Raw genomic sequence first — 17,830 nt, 5'->3', positions numbered from 1 at the left:
ATATTTATCAATTTGTATTAAAATTCTTCATATATTTACTAATATGAAATTAGTTTTATGATGTTAAAAAAACTTTTTTATTGTATCATAACAATACTTTTATTGTGTTGCGTAATTTCATGTTCAAATTCTCATCAATTATCCAATAAAGAAAAAGAGTATTTAAGAAACAGGGACACAATAAAAGTTGCTGTTTTTCCCTATTATCCACCTTATCAATTTATAAACGAACAAAGCAAAATGGATGGTATATTTATTAGTTTTCTCGAGCTAATAGAAAATAAAATAAATTATAAATTTAAAAAAGTATATTATTCAGATTGGGAAAAAGTACTTAACGATGCGAAAAATAAAAAAATTGATATAATTCTTGAGATACAGCAAACCAAAGATAAAGAAGAATACTTGGTTTTTTATCCACCTCTTTTTGAATCTAAACACACCATTGTACAAAAGAAGGATCAAGAGCCAATTCAAAATTTGAAAAATTTTGGTACAAAAAAATTAATATTACCTTATCAATATTCTATAACAGAAATAATTCATACTAAATATCCTAACCTATCGATTGGTTATGCAAAAGATGAATTAGAATGCTTAGAAAAAGTAAATAATGGCGAATATGATGCTTATGTTGGTCCAAAAGCAGTTATTAAATATCTCATTAGCAAAAATAATTTACAAAATGTAGCTATCAGTTCAGAACTTGATTTTTCTTATAGCCCAGGTTTAGCCGTAATTAAAGATGATAAGGTTTTACAATCTATAATTAATAAAAGTATTCATAATATTTCTCAAAATGAAAAGAAACTTATAATAGACAATTGGCTTTTCAATGTAATTACTCCTTTTTATGAAAAAATGGGGTTCTGGATAATAATTACAACAAGCATCGTATTTATTCTTATTGTTATTGTTTCGATAAATAGGTTTTTAAAATACAAAATCAAACAAAAAACAAGACAACTGAGAATTGCCAAAGAAAAAGCCGAAGAAAGTGATCGTTTGAAAACGGTTTTTATTCAAAATATTTCGCATGAAATTAGAACCCCTATGAATGGAATTATAGGTTTTTCAGAATTATTAAATAAAGAAAACTTAACTATTGAAGAACAAAAAGAATATGCCAAAATAATATCTTCAAATGGCAAAGATTTAATTAATAGTATTGATAATATATTAGAAATAGCAAAATTACAAACTGAAAAAATTACAATTAAACCGGAAGAGATAGATTTAGATGCATTATTTGAAAGTATTTATAAAAAATACTATTTAAAAGCTAAAGAAAAAAATGTTCAATTTCTAATAGAAAACAAACTAAATCAAAATATTGATGTTGTTTTAATTGACAAATCAAAGCTTTTCAAAATATTACTTCATTTAATAGATAATTCCATTAAGTTTACCAATGAAGGAAGTATTTTGATTCGGTATGGGGTTGAAAATAATGAAATTATTATAGATATACAGGATACTGGAATTGGAATTAAGAAAAAAGACAAGGAAACCATTTTTAATATTTTTACACAATCGGAAAAAGAAATTTCAAAAAATCTTGGTGGACTAGGGTTAGGACTTTCCATAGCTAAAAAAAATGCCGACTTATTAGGTGGTAATATTAAATTTGAAACAATAGAAAATCAAGGAACTGTCTTTACTTTAACCTTACCCTATATTCCAGCTAAAAAAGGAAACATTGAAACTACAAACACCTATAAATCATTTCATGAAAAACCAGAAAAACATATCATCTTAATTGCTGAAGATGGAGATGTTAATTTTCTATTTCTAAAAACAATTTTAACCAAAATGCCTGAATTTAACTTTGTGATTCATAGAGCAGAAAACGGAAAAAAAGCCGTTGACATCTGTTTGGGCAACCAACAAATTGATTTAGTTTTAATGGATATTAAAATGCCTATTATGGATGGTTATGAGGCTACAAAAAAAATAAAACAAATTAGACCTAAGCTTCCTGTTATAGCACAAACAGCCTATTCAACAGATGAAGATATTCAAAAAGCTATTGAAGCAGGTTGTGATGACTTTATTTCTAAACCTATCGATAGAAATTTGCTAAAACCATTACTTTCTAGATATATTTTTAAAACCACATAGCTTTTCTACAGCTACTTTTTTTTGTTCTATTAATTTATAGAAATGGAAGATTTTATTAAATATATATCAAAATCCGAACAATTAAGACTAATTTCTTTTTGTTTAAAAATTATATGATTTTTTTCTTTATAATATTTGTTTATTAGATTATTTTCTTGTATATTTGTATTCAATAAAGAGAAACATAATGGATAAATATACAGAACAAAGAATAAAAAAATTACATCCCAGTGTGAGAAATGAAGTTAAGAATATTATCGAAGAATGTAATAAAGCACTTACTGGAAAAGCAAAAATAAGAATCACTCAGGGCTTAAGAACTTTCAAAGAACAAGATGATTTATATAATATTGGAAGAACAAAAAAGGGCAAAAAACTCACACGAGCAAAAGGGGGTCAATCTATTCACAACTATGGCTTTGCGGTAGATATCTGCTTAATAATCGATAACAAACAAGCTTCTTGGGATACATTGAAAGATTGGGATAACGACCAAGTGGCAGATTGGTTTGAATGTGTGAAGATCTTTGCGAAATTTGGATGGAATTGGGGAGGCAATTGGAAAAACTTCAAAGATTTACCTCATTTCGAAAAAAAAGGTTATAATGATTGGAGAAAACTTTCAAAATTAAAAAAAGATGAAAATGATTACGTAATTTTATAAACCAATAAAAGAAATATTTCTTAGTAGAGACAATAAACAAATAAAATAAACAATATGAGAACATTTAAAATTAAAATTGCGCTGAGTTTTTTAGTACTATTCACAAGTTGCAAAGCAATTCAAACAGCTGTTTACGATCAATATTCCTATCAGAAAACAACAGAATTAAAAGTGGAAACACTTCTACTTATGGATAATGCTGTTACACCTTATCCAGATCAACAAGAGAAAGTAGAAAAAATTCTTTTAGATATGGAAAAATTAAAAGAATATGAAAAAAACAAACCCAATAACGAAATTACTTTTTCAATGTGGTCGATAATGACAAATTCAGAAAAAAATTTAGTATCAGGATTTTTTAAACGTTGGAAAGAAAAGCAAAATCTTTCTCCCGCATTTGTAATAGAAGCAAAAAAACAAATAGAAGAAGCATACAATCTACTCATTGAATATGAAGTTAAAAAAGACAAAACTTCTAAAGACAATTTATTAGCTATTATTTCACAATAACAAACAAATAAACAATCATGGATATCGAAAAATTAATCAAGGATTTAAAAGAAGCTCTTTTATCCTTACTTGGAGAAAAATACAAAGAATTTAAACCGGAAGTACAAAAAGATATTACTCATTTTTTAAAGGAATCAGAAGAAAAATTAAAAAGATGGATCCTATTGCTAGCTGAAGGTTCAATTACTAAAGAAGAATTGGAATGGCTATTAAAAAGTCAAAAAGATATTATTGCTTTAAAAGCATTACAAACAGCTGGAATATCGAAAATTAGACTAAACAATATTAAAAATACTATTATAAAAACCATATTTGATATTGTAGTCACAACCGTTATTAAATAAAAAATGGCAAAAAAAATCAGAATATTAAGTTTAGATGGTGGTGGCATAAGAGGAATAATTACAGCTGTAATTTTGAAATATATACAAGAAGAATTACAACGTATAGACAATCCAAATGCAAAAATTGGCGATTATTTTGATTTAGTTGCAGGAAGCAGTACGGGTGGTTTATTAACAGCTATTCTCTTATTTCCAGATAACACCAAAAGTGCAAAATTCTCAGTAGAAGCAGCACTTGATTTGTATGCAAAAAAAGGAGATTCTATATTTAATGTGTCTTTTTGGGAAGAAATAATCAATCCGTTTGGTTTATTTAATGAAAAAATTTCTCAACGCAATTTGGAACGTCAATTAAAAGAAGTTTTTGGCGATTTGAAATTAAATGAGTTGATTAAACCTTGTTTAATTACAACTTATGACATCAATCAGAGAAAATCCAAGTTTTTTTGCAGTCATGAAGCTTTCACACCCTTAGAAAATTTTTATGTAAGAGACGTTTGTAGAGCAACTAGTGCAGCACCAACTTATTTTGAACCTGCAAAAATTAAATCGCTTTATGATCAAGAATTTACATTGATTGATGGTGGTGTGTATGCGAATAATCCCGCAATGTGTGCCTATGCTGAAGCTCGAAAAATACCTTTTTCAAAAGTATTACACGATTCGCAAAAAATTGATTATCCAGACATTAATGATATGATTATTATTTCTATAGGAACAGGAGAAGTTTTAAAACCCTACACCTTTGAAAAATTTGAAAATGCAGGAAAAATCAAATGGATTTCTCCATTAATTGATATTTTATTATCTGCCAATGCGGAAACAGTAAATTACCATTTGTCTAAAATGTATGAATCGCTTGGCCCAAGAAACAAAAGGAATTATTATCGATTAATGCCACAATTACGAAATGCATCACCAGAAATGGATGACACTTCAAAAAAGAATATTTACGAACTCATACAAGCGGGTTTGTATTTTATAGACCAAAACCGAAAAACATTAAATGAAATTGCAAGAAAATTAGTAAAATACAAATAAAATAAAGAGATTCGAGGTGCACATTGAGTTTCATTTATACTTACACGCAAAATAACAAAATTACACACAGATCATGAATTTAAATGAACTCGATGAGCCAAGCAAATCTTTTTTTGACTTGCTCAACCAACCTATGAACCAAAGACTGACTTTTGAGCAAGTCAAAAAGGGGTTTATCGGAAATAGCCCTTTAGAGGGAATAAAAACACATCAAACAGCAAGGCAAATTTCCAATGAAATTGCGTTGGAATCACCTCTAGGAAAAAGAAGTGCTTTTTATAAAGCTGAATATGTCGATAAAAATATCGACTTTGTTAAACTAGCCGAATTTATTAAAAACGGGAAAGATGCTACATTTAACTACAAAGACTTTATTGGTAAATACACACATCTAGTTTCCAATATTATTTCTTTTGGAGAAGAAGCTAAGTTTGACAGAATGGCAAATGTTCCTACAAAATATGATAGCTATGAAACGGTTGAAACCGAAATCCCTTTAGTGTATAAAACACCTCAAGGTGATAGAGTTTTACAATTAGAAGGTAAATTGTACCAAGAGGACACAAATCTAGTAAATATTGGTAAAGATTTTGAAGGCGATTATTCGGGTGGATTAGAATTTGAATTTGACTATAAAAAAAGACGGTTAAGTTATAAGCTACATTTTTATTATGTAGGTAAAGCTTTGGTCTATGAAAAAGACAATATAGATAACATTGCTTTTACCATAAGTTCTTCTAATTATGAAGACTTCTATGCCTTCATCAAAATAGTTGGTAGAAAATATCCTAACCCAAATTTTGAAAAACTTGTAGCAGATTCATTTGTAAAAAACATCCAATCGATTAAACAAAGAGTTGCCAATAAAAAAACAAAACAATATGATGGCCTCGATTATAGAGATTTGGAATGGTTATATCAAAATATACCGTATTTTGCAGCAAAACAATTGGATTTCAATGAAACGATTGAAAATGTATTCAGACTTAATTTGGCTGATGTTACGAGTATTCTTCAAGATTATACTGCTGCGATTACTTCTATTTTACAAAAATTAGACAGTCAAAAAGTATATAATTATTTTTATGCCAACCCTAAGAAACTAATTTCTTTATATAATGGTTTTAGTGATGAGCTCTTAACAAAAGCATTTTGTATCTATTTAACAGCTATTACATTTGTGTATAGCAAACAAAATATTGAAAAAGCAAGAAAATTTACACTAAGCGATAATTCTCATATCGAAACTAATATTTTATATGGAGATGAAGAAGGAAAAGTAGCGTTAACAAATGAATTACAATTACCTTCATTAGGGTTTAATGTGGTAAGTTTAATAAATCTATTTCAAGACGATATTGAGATAAATAACCCCAAAAAGCAAAGTAATCAATTTCATCCTTTAGATATTGTTTATATTCATAAATTAGACGAAAATTACAATGAAATTGAAAACATTCCTTTTATTGCCTTATATGGAAAATATCTAGGAGATGCCACAGAATGGAGTGATGTAACCGATGCTGCTTTAGCGATAGTAGATGTACTAAGTATTTTATTAAGTGGTGGTGCGCTTTTAGCAGGAATAAAAGGAGCTGCAAGATTGTTTGCCATTTTGGATATTACCATTAGTACTATTAATTTAGCACTATTAAACCCAGATTTGCGTCATCGACTCAATAAAACAGAAGCGGGAAAATGGTTTGTAAACCACTGGGGAATAATTAGTTTTTGTATAAGTGTAGGAACAATTTCATATTATCTTGCCAAAGGCATTGTAAAATATGGGAAACAGTTTAAAACCCAACTGCAAAACGAACCTGAACTTGCCAAACAAATTGAGGAGTTAATTGAGGAAAGTAAGAGGGTATTGGATGATGCAGATTTGATGAGTAAACCTCCAAAAACAAATGAAATTACAGGAGGTAAATTAATGAGTGAATCCAAAATAAGGAAATACAAAGGTGAATTAAGACAAAAAGGAATTGAACCCATTTTTGAGGATGATTTATTACTAAATAAAGGAGGTAAAAAGATTCAAAACAAAGCTACTTTAAAAAAATTTAAATCATTCATTGATGGTGGGATATTATTTGAAAACCCAAGAGATTTTTTCTATTTCATAAGAAAAGAAGGATATGGAGGTGGTTTCCACCCACAAACTAAGCAGTTGTTTTTAACAGAAAACCCCACTGAATATTTAGCTTTTCATGAAAAATCACATGTTAAACATTATTTAGAAATCGGCGATGAATATCTTACTTTAGCATCATGGGAAAAAGAAACCTATGTTTTTAATGAAATTTGGAAAGAAAGAAATTTATGGACAAAAGAAGAATTACAACATGCTTTAGATTATGTTAATCGTGTTAGAAAAATAGCTAAACAACCAGAAATTATAAAAAAAATTTAATTATGAAATATACAGAAGAACAAATATTAGCAAAAGCTAAAAAAGTTATGAAAGATGTAAAAGGTAAATTCTATTCTGAAGATTGTGTAGAAGGTGCTTTGTATCAAAAAGCAGATAAAATCATTTCTGGCAAAAATAAAAATAAAATTATGCCAACTTGGAATGTTAGCATTAAAGCAATTTTTAATAATATAGATATCTTAACTATATCTGATGAAACTGGTGAACCACTCTTTTACATGAATTTTAACACATTATTTTTTGATATAGAAAAAGATGAAAGAGGTTATTTTAGAGTGGGTTTACCTAGAGATTAATTTCATAAGCTACTTTCGAGTAGCTTATTTTTTTGTGTAACTTTAGGAACAATTTCATATTATCTTGCCAAAGGCATTGTAAAATATGGGAAACAGTTTAAAACCCAACTGCAAAACGAACCTGAACTTGCCAAACAAATTGAGGAGTTAATTGAGGAAAGTAAAAGGGTTGATGACGATATTGATTTAGAAATTATATTTGAGAATAAAGATTTTGTAAAACATTTAGAAGACTTAAAATATAAAAAAGTCCCACACGTTTTTCCAAACTTACTAACCTTAGAAGAAGAAGCTGTCTTAAGGTATTACACAACTAACGCTGGTTATAAAAATTTGAATAGATCATTAAGAGGTGAGATAGAAATGACAAAGGAATTTAGAGTTCAAGAAAGATTAATGAATAAAGCTTTAGATAAATTACCAAATTATGAATCAAGTTCATTGTTATATAGAATTGAATATCTCTCAGAAAGTCAAATTGAAAAGTATTATAAAATAAATGAAATAGTTACTAATAAACATTTCACTTCTAGTAGTTATGATCCTGATGCTATTGGAAAAGCAATGAGAAAAAGAGCCTATACGGTTCTTATAAGAATTGAGTCAAAAAATGGCAAGTTAATTGAACCTATATCAACATTGCAAATTGAAAAAGAGGTTGTTTTTAAATCAAAAACTACTTTCTTTGTAAAAGATATAAAAATAACAACTAGTCCCGAAGATTATGTAACACCAATAAAAACAATAATTTTAAAAGAATTATAAAATGGAAAAACAAGAGTTAGAGAGATTATATTTAGAATTAGAAAAATATAAATATATTTCTGAGAAATTAAATAACCCCTATTTAACGGAAATAGAAACTGAAAAATTTATCAAAGATAATTATGAAAAGATAAAGGAAATTAATATAATTAGAAAAAAAATTTCAACTATTGAATGGAATCAATTAACACTAGAACAACAAAAAGATTATTTAGAAAAATATTCTGATGATTAATTTAAATCAATATATATAATCAAAAGCTACTTTCGAGTAGCTTTTTTACTTTCTAGAACAAAACAGAAGCGGGTAAATGGTTTGTAAATCACTGGGGAATAATTAGTTTTTGTGTAAGTTTAGGAACAATTTCATATTATCTTGCCAAAGGCATTGTAAAATATGGGAAACAGTTTAAAACCCAAGTGCAAAACAAAAAGCTGTCCAAAAAGTATAATCTTGTCACGCGGAACTTGTTTCAGCTTCTATAAATTATTTGATTTTGAACTAATATTAGATTCCGAAATCGAAGATTCAACAAAGTTAAATAAATTCAGAATGACAAATTAAGACTTTTTAGACAATCTCTTGTTTTTCTACCTATCTTTACAGCCTTTTTTAAAAAAATATGAACTTCAAATATCCAAAAAACGAAAAACTCAAAAGCAAAACCACTATCGATTTACTCTTTTCAGAAGGAAAATCGGTAGCGAAATATCCTCTACGCATAGTTTTTGTGGAAAATCCATCTGATAATGAAGTTTTAAAATTTGGTGTTTCGGTATCCAAAAAGTATTTTAAAAAAGCAGTTGATCGCAATTATTACAAACGTGTTCTAAGGGAATGCTATCGTTTAAACAAACATATTTTATTGGAAAATATAGAAAAAAAATATGCCATTATGTTTTTTTATCAAACCAAAGACCGTTTACCTTATTCGGAAATCCATCAAAAAACCATTTTATTGTTTGAAAAATTTATTGCAGAGATAAAAAAATAAGTTTTTGGCTAAGTTTTTGTGATACATTGATTTTATATTTAATGTAGTATAATATAATTCCTTAGCTTATGAAATCATTCTTTTGGATTCTTATTTTGTGTATAACGTTTTCTTCTTGTAAAGAAGAAGCTGGTGTTGAAATGCTGGATGAAAAAACTTTTTCCTATACTATTGCCGATGAATCAGAATCAGTTACAGTTAATAAATCGGAAGAATTTAGTTCTAATGATACAAAAATCATTAAGAACGCTCGTTTGCGTTATCAAACTCAAGATTTGAAAGCGAGTTATGAAAGCCTGTATAAAACAACAAAAAATTATAAAGCATACATACAAAATGATAACGCTGGGACTGACTACAATACAGTTTACCGTAACATAACACTACGCGTTCCTAATGCGTATTTTGATGCTTTTATTAATGATATTGGTAAAGGAGTAAGTCATTTTGATATAAAAGAAATTTCAGCTCAAGATGTTACCGAAGAATTTGTAGATGTAACTGCTCGTTTAAAAGCAAAACACACATTGGAAAACAGATATCTAGAAATTCTAAAAAAAGCCAATAAAGTAAGTGAGATTTTAGAAATTGAAAAGGAATTATCTGCTATCCGAGAAGAAATTGAAGTTGCACAAGGTAAACTAAAATATCTTGAAAATAGAGTGGCTATGAGTACTATTTCTATAGAAATGTACACGGAAAAAGCAGAAGGAACAGGAACAACAGTTTCATATGGTAGTAAAATGTGGAACGCAATTACTTCAGGTTTCAATGGTTTATCAAGTTTATTTTTAGGTATGCTTCATATTTGGCCATTTATCCTTATTTTCGTAATACTTTTCATTTTTGTGCGAAGAAAAATTAGAAATAAAAAGAAACTATAATGAAACGATTTTTAGCAAAAAAATATATTATCACATTCTTAAGCTTAGCTTTTTTATTTACAGCGGTAAGTTTTAAAAACGACTTTTTTGAAATTGCCAAACAAATAGAAATATTTACAGAAGCCTTTAAAACGGTAAATCAAAACTATGTAGACGAAACAAATCCAGGAGAATTGATGGATATTGCGCTTAAAAACATGTTAGCCGATTTGGATCCCTATACGGTTTTCTTTAACGAACAAGATGTTTTAAAATTTAAAATCAACAATACAGGTGAATATACAGGCATAGGAGCTGTAGTACAACGTAAAGACGGTCGTGTATTTTTAAAAGAAATTTACAAAGGTTTTCCTGCAGATAAAGCAGGTTTAAAAGCGGGAGATGAGATAACACAAATTGGTGATATTAATTTAAAAGAATATAAAGAAGACGCATCACAATTATTAAGAGGAACAAAAAACACCAAAGTTGCTATTACTTTTGAAAGACAAGGTAAAAAGCAAAATACGACCATTATTTTAGATGAGGTTGAGGTTAAAGCAGTACCTTTCTATAGTATATTAGAGGATAAAACGGGATATATTGTCTTATCAAAATTTACAGAAAAAGCCAGTAGTGAAACCAAAGCCGCACTTTTAGAATTAAAAGCAAAAGGAGCCACTAAAATTATTCTCGATTTAAGGGATAATCCAGGTGGTTTATTGCATGAAGCTGTAAATATTTGCAATTTGTTTGTGCCAAAAGGAGAAGTTATAGTAACGACAAAATCTAAAAATGAAAAACACAACAACACTTATAAAACGAACAATGCTCCAGTTGATTTAGAAATTCCTTTAGCTGTTTTAATTAATGGTAGCAGTGCTTCCGCATCGGAAATTGTTTCAGGAGCTTTACAAGATTTAGACCGAGCTGTAGTGGTTGGTAATAGAAGTTTCGGTAAAGGTTTAGTACAACGTCCCTTAAATCTTTCCTATGGAACACAAGTAAAAGTAACCATTTCCAGATATTATACGCCATCGGGAAGATGTATCCAAGCTTTAGATTATGCCCATAAAGATGCCAATGGAAAAGCGATAAAAATTGATAAAAGTAATTTTAATGCATTTAAAACAAAAGGAGGTAGAACGGTTTACGATGGCGGTGGTGTTTTACCAGATGTTGTAGTTGAAGAAACAAAGAAAAGTGCAGTATCAGATGCTTTAGTAAAAAATGATGCTGTTTTTGATTATGCAACTACCTTGTATTATAAGAATCCAAATCAAACAGGCATTCCAACAATATCTGAAACAGATTTTACAGGTTTTAAAACTTTTATCAAGCAAGATAAATATAGCTTAGATAGTCAAACAGGTAAAGCCTTAAAAGATTTATTAGACAAAGCAAAAAAAGAAAAAATTGATGCTTCAATAACTAATGAATATAAAGCGCTACAAAATGCGTTAGAAAAAAGTCAGGATATAGAAGTAACTAAAAGCAAGGAAGATTTTAAAAAATTATTACAAGAAGAATTAATTACTCGTTATCAATATAAAGAAGGTCTTTACGAATATTATACTCAAAACGATATTGAAATTAATAAAGCGAAGGCTGTTTTGAATGATTTAAATCAATATCGATCCCTCTTAAAATTATAACAATGAAAAAATATGTGCTTCTTTTATTACTATTAACCTCGTTAAATTTAATAGCACAAGAAGAAGAAGTACATTCTATCTATTTTGATTTTGATAAATCTGTTTTAAAAGAAAAACAAACGGTTGCATTGCTCAATTTTATTAAAAAACTAGATACCACTACAATAAAAACTATTGAAATATTCGGTTATTGCGACGACAGAGGAAAAGACGAATACAATTACAAATTATCTAGCAATAGAGCACATACGGTAAAAAATAAATTATTAGATAACGGGATAAGAAATAAAATTATAATTACCATTGAAGGTAAAGGAAGAATCCTTATTGATGATGATATTTTAGAAAACATACCTGAAATAAGATCAAAAAACAGACGCGTTGATGTGGTTATTAATTACAAACCTATTTCTATAGAAACCTTAAAAATTCCTGGTGTTTACAATACAATACCTGAAAATCCAGTTATAGGTGACCGTATTTATTTAGAGAAATTACTATTCGATAGAGGCAGTAGCAAACTCTCACAAGAAGCCAAAAAGGAATTAGATCGTTTAGCCAAACAATTGCAAAAATTTAAAAATATTGAATTTGAAATTCAGGGTCATGTCTGTTGTATACCTTCATTTCAAAAAGAAGCAATTGATCGCGATACTAAAAAAAGAGAACTTTCAATAAATAGAGCAATTACTGTTTATGAATACCTCTTTAAAAAGAAAATAAAAAAAGAGCGAATGAATCACAAAGGCTATGGGAACAGTCAACCCTTAGGAAAAGGACAATTATATGATAGAAGAGTTGAAATAGTGATAACTAAAGTGAATTAGCTCTTTTTCATTTCTACATGTGGTATATCATCTTCTAAATACATATCGCTTGTTTGTATAAAACCTAAAGATTCATAGAATTTTGTTAAATATTGTTGTGCTGAAATTGTAATTTCAGTTTGATTAAAAAAAACTTTAACGGTTTCAATCGAAGTTTCCATTAATTGAAAGCCCCATTTTTTATCCCGATAATCGGGATGAACCACTACTCTACCAATTGATGCTTCATTAAAATAATCTCCTTTATTAAAAACTCGTGTGTAAGCAACTAATTCCTCTTTATAGAATCCTAACACATGAATAGCTTTACTGTCTTTACCATCTATATCTAAATAAACGCAGTTTTGTTCCACTACAAACACTTCTGATCGAAGCTTAAGTAAATCATATAGTTCGCCTAAAGAAAGTTCTTTAAATCGCTTTATTTTAAATTGAATTGAATTATTCATGATTGTTTTAAAAAAAATCTCATCAAACTTAAAGCCCGATGAGATTGAAATTATTTAGTAAATATAAAATTTATTTTAAGAATTTAATTGATTTTATAATCGCTTCTAATTCAAAAACGAGATCTCTTTTTGATTTAGAAGGATTATATGTAAAACCTTCTAAAACTAAGAAACGATTATTCTTTTCATCTTTTATAGCAAAATTTATAAATGGACCAGCCATAAAATCATTTTTTAAATACCAATTCCCTTTTGTTTCATAAGTTTTTCTTCCTGCTATTGAAACATTGAAAAAGTTTGGTGCATAGTCTTCTTCAGTCACCATCCAAGTATTATCAAGAGTTCCATGAATAAATTGTTTTCCGATTGAATCTCTCATCTTCACAATATTATTAACTAAGGTAGAATCATTTTCTATTATATTAATTGGCATTTCATAAACTAAAATACTGTTATAACCCGTTGAGAACTCTTTTCTAATCCATAAAAAATTATCTTTTACCATATCATATTTATAGCCATGACCTATGGTTAAGGAAACTCCAAATCGTTCTCTTACTTTCTCATCCGATATTGAAGCTTTTTTCATTCTCATTTGGTTTTCAACTATTTCACCATTTTTGATAGATTCGATAATTTCGTCCGCTTTCTTTTCTAATGTGTTTAGAATTTCATCTTTATTCTTTCCAACTATATAAAATACTTGTTGAGGTTTAGCAAATTCATTTTTCTTGGTCGAATAACCACTTTGTTTTGATTTTTCAACAACAATTACATTTCTACTATTCCTAACAAAACCTTCAAAAATCTTAGTTGGATATTGATTTAAGGTAAACTGAGGCTCTTCATTTTGCAATCCGTCAACAGGTGCAGCAAATTTTTTCCTAATGCTATCACCTATTTCACCATTCCAAAGATCTTCATCAATAATAATAGAAATGTTATTGATTTTACCATTAGATTCTGTCATCATTGATTTCTTGTCTTCTTTACTTTCGTTGCAAGAAATTAAAAAAGGTAACATTAACAAAGCAAAAGCTATTTTTTTCATTTAATCGGTTTTTTATCCGTTAATATTTAGTGTCATTCCGGGTCGAATATTATTACCACTAATACCGTTCCATTTTTTTATATCTTCGGCAGAAATGCCAGGAAATTTTTTTGCTATAGAATATAAAGAATCTCCCTTTCTTACTCTATATATTTGATTTTCAGTGTTTTGATTGTTATTTTCTGTGCTATTAGAAGAGATATGAACGGAAGAAATAATTTTTATTTTTTTTCCTGCTTGTATTGAATTACCTCTTATACCATTCCATTTTTTTAATTGGCTTACAGAAACGTTGTATTTATTAGCAATTAAACCTAAACTTTCTCCTTTTCTAATTTTATGGTATTTTGTATTACTAACTATAGCTTCATTTGTCTCAGTCGGTAAAATTGTTTTTTCTTTGAAAGTATCTAAGAAATCAACATAAGCATATATTTTTTCTTCGTTTGAAACAAAAATACCTAACTTATCTTTTGGCAATCTTAAAAAATGGGCTTTGTCTTCTTGATAAGGTATAATATCTAATTTATAAATAGGATTTAGAAATGTAATTTGCTCCATTGGCACATCTAATAATTCTGAAATTTGTTCAAACGAAATTCTTCGTTTAATCATAATAGTATCTGTTTCAAAATAAGTTAAAGGTGCTTTCTTGGGCTTAAAATTATGTTCTTTATGGTATTCATAAATATACATCGTTGCAAGGAAAGCTGGCACGTAGTTAGCTGTTTCTCTTGGAAGATTTTTTCTAATATTCCAATAATTTTGACTTCCTCCAGATCGTCTAATTGCTTTAGACACATTACCAGGTCCAGCATTATAAGATGCTAAAACCATACTCCAATCACCAAAAATCTGATATAAACTTGATAAATATTGACAAGCAGCTTCAGTAGCTTTTAAAGGATCATATCTTTCATCTACAAATGAATTGACCTCTAAGTCATATTGTTTCCCTGTTGGATACATAAATTGCCATAATCCAGTGGCACCAACTCTAGATTTAGCTTTAGGGTTTAATGCAGATTCAACAATCGCTAAATATTTAATTTCAAGTGGCACATTATATTTAGCTAAATGTTCTTCAAACATAGGAAAGTAATATTCAGAAATTGCCATTAAACGCTCATATGCACTTTGACGTTTCTTTAAGAAATTCTTTATTACATTTTCTAATGCAGGATTATATTCTATATTAAAAGGAGATTTATCATCAAGAGCTTTTAATCTTTTCTTTAAAACATCAGTTGGTAAATCAAAAGTAACCAATGAATCGATATCCGTTTCAATTACATCCGAATAAATTTCTTCAAAGATATCTTCATTTGTTAATTCGGCTAACCATCTTTGATCAATACAATTACTAGTATTATGGCTATTAAATGAAGCTTTAATCGAATCTAAATAATTAGATTTTACAACAGCAACATCAACAACTTCTTTTTTTAATTCTTGTGCAAAACTTAAGGATGTTAAAAATAATCCAACTATAATTTTAAATCTATTCATCTTTTTAGTTTTAGTTTGTTAGGGGCATATTACTTCAACTAATATATTTATATATTCAAATCACTAATCATTTAAAATGGCAGCTATACCGGGTAAAATACTGCCTTCTAACATTTCTAACATGGCACCACCACCAGTTGAAACATAACTCATTTTAGGTTCTAAGCCAAATTGTTTAACAGCAGCTACACTATCACCACCTCCAACTAATGAAAAAGCTCCTTTTTTAGTTGCTTCTGCAATAGATTCACCAAGTTGGATGGTTCCTTTCGAAAAGGTTTCCATTTCAAAAACTCCTAATGGTCCATTCCACAAGATGGTTTTTGAATCATTCAAAATACGATCGAAAATTGCCAATGATTTTGGTCCAGCATCTAATCCTTGCCATCCTTCAGGTATTTGTTTTACGTCTACAATTTGGGTATTCGCATCATTAGAAAAGGCATCAGCTGCAACAACGTCAACAGGTAAATGGATTTGCACACCTTTCTCTTTAGCTTGCTTTAAAATATCTATAGCTAAATCTAATTTATCATCCTCACATATAGAATTACCTATTGAACCACCTAAAGCCTTAATAAAGGTAAAAGTCATACCACCTCCAATAATCATATGGTTTACTTTATCTAAGATATTTTCAATTACAGTTATTTTTGAAGATACTTTACTTCCACCTAAAATGGCTGTAACTGGTTTAACAGAATCGGTAAGTACTTTGTTGATACTTTCAATTTCTTTAGCTAATAAATAACCAAAACATTTTTTATTTGAAAAAAATTGAGCAATAATAGTGGTCGATGCATGTGCTCTGTGCGCAGTACCAAAAGCATCATTAACATAAATATCACCAAGTTTAGCTAATTTTTCAGCAAAGGAAACATCTCCCTTTTCTTCTTCACTATAAAAACGTAAATTTTCGAGTAATAAAATATCTCCCGTTCTCATTTCAGAAACTACTTTTTCAACCTCATCCCCTATACAATCATTTATAAAAGAAATCTGAGTACCTAAAATTGCCTCAACTGAAGGTACAATATGCTTTAAGGAAAACTGATCTTCAAAACCTTTAGGTCTTCCTAGATGACTCATTAAAATAACACTACCACCATCAGCAATAATTTTATCAATTGTAGGTTTAGCTGCTTCAATTCGAGTTGTATCAGTAACGTTAAAATTTTCATCTAAAGGAACATTAAAATCAACTCTAATAATAGCTTTTTGATTTTTAAAACTGAAGTCTTGTAGTGTTTTCATTTACAAATTGGATATTTAATAGTTAAAGTTTACTATAATTCAAAAATATGAACTATAGTAAACTTCAAATGTAATTGTAAAATTTTTAATATACAATCCTATTTTGAGTACAAGGACAATTACTTAAACTTTGTAAGAAATCAAAACCAATAGTAATCATGTGTGTACCTGAATTATATGATAATAATTCGTTTGTATTAATTTGATAAGAATAACCAAAATAAAAATTACTCTTTCTACCTCCTACAACGGGTCCAACAGTAACAGGTGTTAATGACTGTTCGTTTAAAAAACGTGCTGTTGCACCAATCCAGAAATAATCTTCATAAAAATGCTTTTTGAATTTTATATTTAAATCGGTTGTTGAACGGCCGTCACTTTGGAAATACTGTACTAAAGCAGAGGGTTCAATTTCAAAAGTAGAACCTGCTCTTCTTAATTTACCACCAAAATACAATTGGTGATTTAATAACAAATCTGGTTCAATCTCTAACAGAGTGTTGATTTCACGGATGTTTTTGTCTAAAATATTGGAAGCGTTATAACTGAAAAAGAAATCTTTGTAACGGTATAAGAAACCAATATCAAAATTATAATTTTGATTTGCTCTATCTCCGTTTATCGCAGGGTCTAATTGATTACTAAAATTTTCAATATCGATTCTAAAATGATTTAAATTGAAAGATATACCTAGAGAAAGATATTGCTCACTATCGTAATCTAATATTAAATGTTGTGCAAAGGAAAGCTTTGCTCCATATTGTCTAGTATTACCATTTCTATCATTATAAGCAAAAATTCCCACTCCGGATCTATCAGCAATACGAAAATCAGCTGCTAAAGATTGATTTAATGGCGAATCCTTTATACCTACCCATTGTGTCAATCCATTTAATCTAATTCTGGCATTATCTCCAATTCCTGCAAAAGTAGGAGACAATGAAAAAGGATTATCAGCTAAATACTGTGTTTGTTGAGGAATGGTAAACTCTTGAGCGTTAAGTTGGCTGAAACCAAAAAGTATTAAAAACAGGGCTACTTTTTTCATTTTA

18 protein-coding genes are annotated in these 17,830 nt (G+C 28.7%); 13 read left to right on the top strand and 5 right to left on the bottom strand.

Translation table 11 applies throughout. The annotated features are described in order from the left end of the window. Window positions 1–57: 57 nt before the first annotated feature. The 13 genes from HALO113_RS17025 to HALO113_RS16965 all read left to right on the top strand — a co-directional run bounded on the left by HALO113_RS17025 (window position 58) and on the right by HALO113_RS16965 (window position 12,515). A complete protein-coding gene (locus tag HALO113_RS17025; protein WP_159780338.1) occupies window positions 58–2,121 on the top strand; it encodes a transporter substrate-binding domain-containing protein in 2,064 nt (687 codons plus the stop codon). Between the two features lie 187 nt (window positions 2,122–2,308). Further along, the gene (locus tag HALO113_RS17020) at window positions 2,309–2,785 is read left to right on the top strand and encodes a M15 family metallopeptidase (protein ID WP_159780337.1); all 477 of its coding nucleotides are present in this window, start codon (window positions 2,309–2,311) and stop codon (window positions 2,783–2,785) included. 54 nt (window positions 2,786–2,839) lie between these two features. Beyond that, window positions 2,840–3,295: a hypothetical protein gene (locus HALO113_RS17015; RefSeq protein ID WP_159780336.1), complete on the top strand. Its 456-nt coding sequence runs from the start codon at window positions 2,840–2,842 to the stop codon at window positions 3,293–3,295. Window positions 3,296–3,312: 17 nt separating this feature from the next. After that, entirely contained in the window at window positions 3,313–3,639 is a 327-nt protein-coding gene (locus tag HALO113_RS17010; RefSeq protein WP_159780335.1) for a hypothetical protein, read from the top strand. A gap of 3 nt (window positions 3,640–3,642) precedes the next feature. After that, on the top strand, window positions 3,643–4,680 hold the full coding sequence (locus HALO113_RS17005) for a patatin-like phospholipase family protein (protein WP_159780334.1): 1,038 nt from the start codon (window positions 3,643–3,645) through the stop codon (window positions 4,678–4,680). A gap of 73 nt (window positions 4,681–4,753) precedes the next feature. Continuing rightward, window positions 4,754–7,093, top strand: a complete 2,340-nt coding sequence (locus tag HALO113_RS17000) for a zincin-like metallopeptidase toxin domain-containing protein (RefSeq protein ID WP_159780333.1) — start codon at window positions 4,754–4,756, stop codon at window positions 7,091–7,093. Window positions 7,094–7,095: 2 nt separating this feature from the next. Next, on the top strand, window positions 7,096–7,410 hold the full coding sequence (locus HALO113_RS16995; protein WP_159780332.1) for a hypothetical protein: 315 nt from the start codon (window positions 7,096–7,098) through the stop codon (window positions 7,408–7,410). 51 nt (window positions 7,411–7,461) lie between these two features. Beyond that, window positions 7,462–8,175: an ADP-ribosyltransferase gene (locus HALO113_RS16990; RefSeq protein WP_370519397.1), complete on the top strand. Its 714-nt coding sequence runs from the start codon at window positions 7,462–7,464 to the stop codon at window positions 8,173–8,175. Window position 8,176: 1 nt separating this feature from the next. Next, window positions 8,177–8,410 carry a hypothetical protein gene (locus tag HALO113_RS16985; RefSeq protein WP_159780331.1) on the top strand — a complete coding sequence of 78 codons (234 nt, stop codon included), beginning with the start codon at window positions 8,177–8,179 and terminating at the stop codon, window positions 8,408–8,410. 388 nt (window positions 8,411–8,798) lie between these two features. Next, window positions 8,799–9,170 (top strand): ribonuclease P protein component, encoded by a 372-nt coding sequence (gene rnpA / locus HALO113_RS16980; RefSeq protein WP_159780330.1) that lies wholly within the window; start codon window positions 8,799–8,801, stop codon window positions 9,168–9,170. Window positions 9,171–9,238: 68 nt separating this feature from the next. After that, entirely contained in the window at window positions 9,239–10,054 is an 816-nt protein-coding gene (locus tag HALO113_RS16975) for a DUF4349 domain-containing protein (RefSeq protein WP_159780329.1), read from the top strand. Next, on the top strand, window positions 10,054–11,688 hold the full coding sequence (locus HALO113_RS16970; RefSeq protein ID WP_159780328.1) for a S41 family peptidase: 1,635 nt from the start codon (window positions 10,054–10,056) through the stop codon (window positions 11,686–11,688). Before HALO113_RS16975 ends, HALO113_RS16970 begins: the two co-directional genes overlap by 1 nt. 2 nt (window positions 11,689–11,690) lie before the next feature. Continuing rightward, window positions 11,691–12,515, top strand: coding sequence for an OmpA family protein (locus HALO113_RS16965; RefSeq protein WP_159780327.1), 825 nt, complete (start codon window positions 11,691–11,693; stop codon window positions 12,513–12,515). On the opposite strand, the gene HALO113_RS16960 is transcribed toward HALO113_RS16965, so the two are convergent. The 5 genes from HALO113_RS16960 to HALO113_RS16940 all read right to left on the bottom strand — a co-directional run bounded on the left by HALO113_RS16960 (window position 12,512) and on the right by HALO113_RS16940 (window position 17,826). Beyond that, entirely contained in the window at window positions 12,512–12,964 is a 453-nt protein-coding gene (locus tag HALO113_RS16960) for a GNAT family N-acetyltransferase (protein ID WP_159780326.1), read from the bottom strand. The genes HALO113_RS16965 and HALO113_RS16960 overlap by 4 nt on opposite strands. A gap of 70 nt (window positions 12,965–13,034) precedes the next feature. Then, window positions 13,035–14,015 carry a DUF4837 family protein gene (locus HALO113_RS16955; RefSeq protein WP_159780325.1) on the bottom strand — a complete coding sequence of 327 codons (981 nt, stop codon included), beginning with the start codon at window positions 14,013–14,015 and terminating at the stop codon, window positions 13,035–13,037. A gap of 12 nt (window positions 14,016–14,027) precedes the next feature. Next, complete coding sequence (locus tag HALO113_RS16950) at window positions 14,028–15,524, bottom strand: lytic transglycosylase domain-containing protein (protein WP_159780324.1); 1,497 nt, start codon at window positions 15,522–15,524, stop codon at window positions 14,028–14,030. A gap of 63 nt (window positions 15,525–15,587) precedes the next feature. Then, window positions 15,588–16,778 (bottom strand): phosphoglycerate kinase, encoded by a 1,191-nt coding sequence (pgk, locus tag HALO113_RS16945; protein WP_159780323.1) that lies wholly within the window; start codon window positions 16,776–16,778, stop codon window positions 15,588–15,590. A gap of 85 nt (window positions 16,779–16,863) precedes the next feature. Next, window positions 16,864–17,826: a type IX secretion system membrane protein PorP/SprF gene (locus HALO113_RS16940; protein ID WP_159780322.1), complete on the bottom strand. Its 963-nt coding sequence runs from the start codon at window positions 17,824–17,826 to the stop codon at window positions 16,864–16,866. Window positions 17,827–17,830 lie beyond the last annotated feature (4 nt).

The organism is Flavobacterium sp. 9AF, assembly GCF_902506265.1.
GTDB lineage: Bacteria > Bacteroidota > Bacteroidia > Flavobacteriales > Flavobacteriaceae > Flavobacterium.
This window is presented reverse-complemented; position numbering and strand designations above follow the sequence as displayed.

Coding starts and splice junctions, on each gene's coding strand:
- HALO113_RS17005 (WP_159780334.1), top strand. CDS start 3,643: ATGGCAAAAAAAATCAGAATATTAAGTTTAGATGGTGGTGGCATAAGA.
- HALO113_RS16975 (WP_159780329.1), top strand. CDS start 9,239: ATGAAATCATTCTTTTGGATTCTTATTTTGTGTATAACGTTTTCTTCT.
- HALO113_RS17015 (WP_159780336.1), top strand. CDS start 2,840: ATGAGAACATTTAAAATTAAAATTGCGCTGAGTTTTTTAGTACTATTC.
- HALO113_RS16965 (WP_159780327.1), top strand. CDS start 11,691: ATGAAAAAATATGTGCTTCTTTTATTACTATTAACCTCGTTAAATTTA.
- HALO113_RS17010 (WP_159780335.1), top strand. CDS start 3,313: ATGGATATCGAAAAATTAATCAAGGATTTAAAAGAAGCTCTTTTATCC.
- rnpA (WP_159780330.1), top strand. CDS start 8,799: ATGAACTTCAAATATCCAAAAAACGAAAAACTCAAAAGCAAAACCACT.
- HALO113_RS17025 (WP_159780338.1), top strand. CDS start 58: ATGATGTTAAAAAAACTTTTTTATTGTATCATAACAATACTTTTATTG.
- HALO113_RS16955 (WP_159780325.1), bottom strand. CDS start 14,015: ATGAAAAAAATAGCTTTTGCTTTGTTAATGTTACCTTTTTTAATTTCT.
- pgk (WP_159780323.1), bottom strand. CDS start 16,778: ATGAAAACACTACAAGACTTCAGTTTTAAAAATCAAAAAGCTATTATT.
- HALO113_RS17020 (WP_159780337.1), top strand. CDS start 2,309: ATGGATAAATATACAGAACAAAGAATAAAAAAATTACATCCCAGTGTG.
- HALO113_RS16950 (WP_159780324.1), bottom strand. CDS start 15,524: ATGAATAGATTTAAAATTATAGTTGGATTATTTTTAACATCCTTAAGT.
- HALO113_RS16940 (WP_159780322.1), bottom strand. CDS start 17,826: ATGAAAAAAGTAGCCCTGTTTTTAATACTTTTTGGTTTCAGCCAACTT.
- HALO113_RS16985 (WP_159780331.1), top strand. CDS start 8,177: ATGGAAAAACAAGAGTTAGAGAGATTATATTTAGAATTAGAAAAATAT.
- HALO113_RS16960 (WP_159780326.1), bottom strand. CDS start 12,964: ATGAATAATTCAATTCAATTTAAAATAAAGCGATTTAAAGAACTTTCT.
- HALO113_RS17000 (WP_159780333.1), top strand. CDS start 4,754: ATGAATTTAAATGAACTCGATGAGCCAAGCAAATCTTTTTTTGACTTG.
- HALO113_RS16995 (WP_159780332.1), top strand. CDS start 7,096: ATGAAATATACAGAAGAACAAATATTAGCAAAAGCTAAAAAAGTTATG.
- HALO113_RS16970 (WP_159780328.1), top strand. CDS start 10,054: ATGAAACGATTTTTAGCAAAAAAATATATTATCACATTCTTAAGCTTA.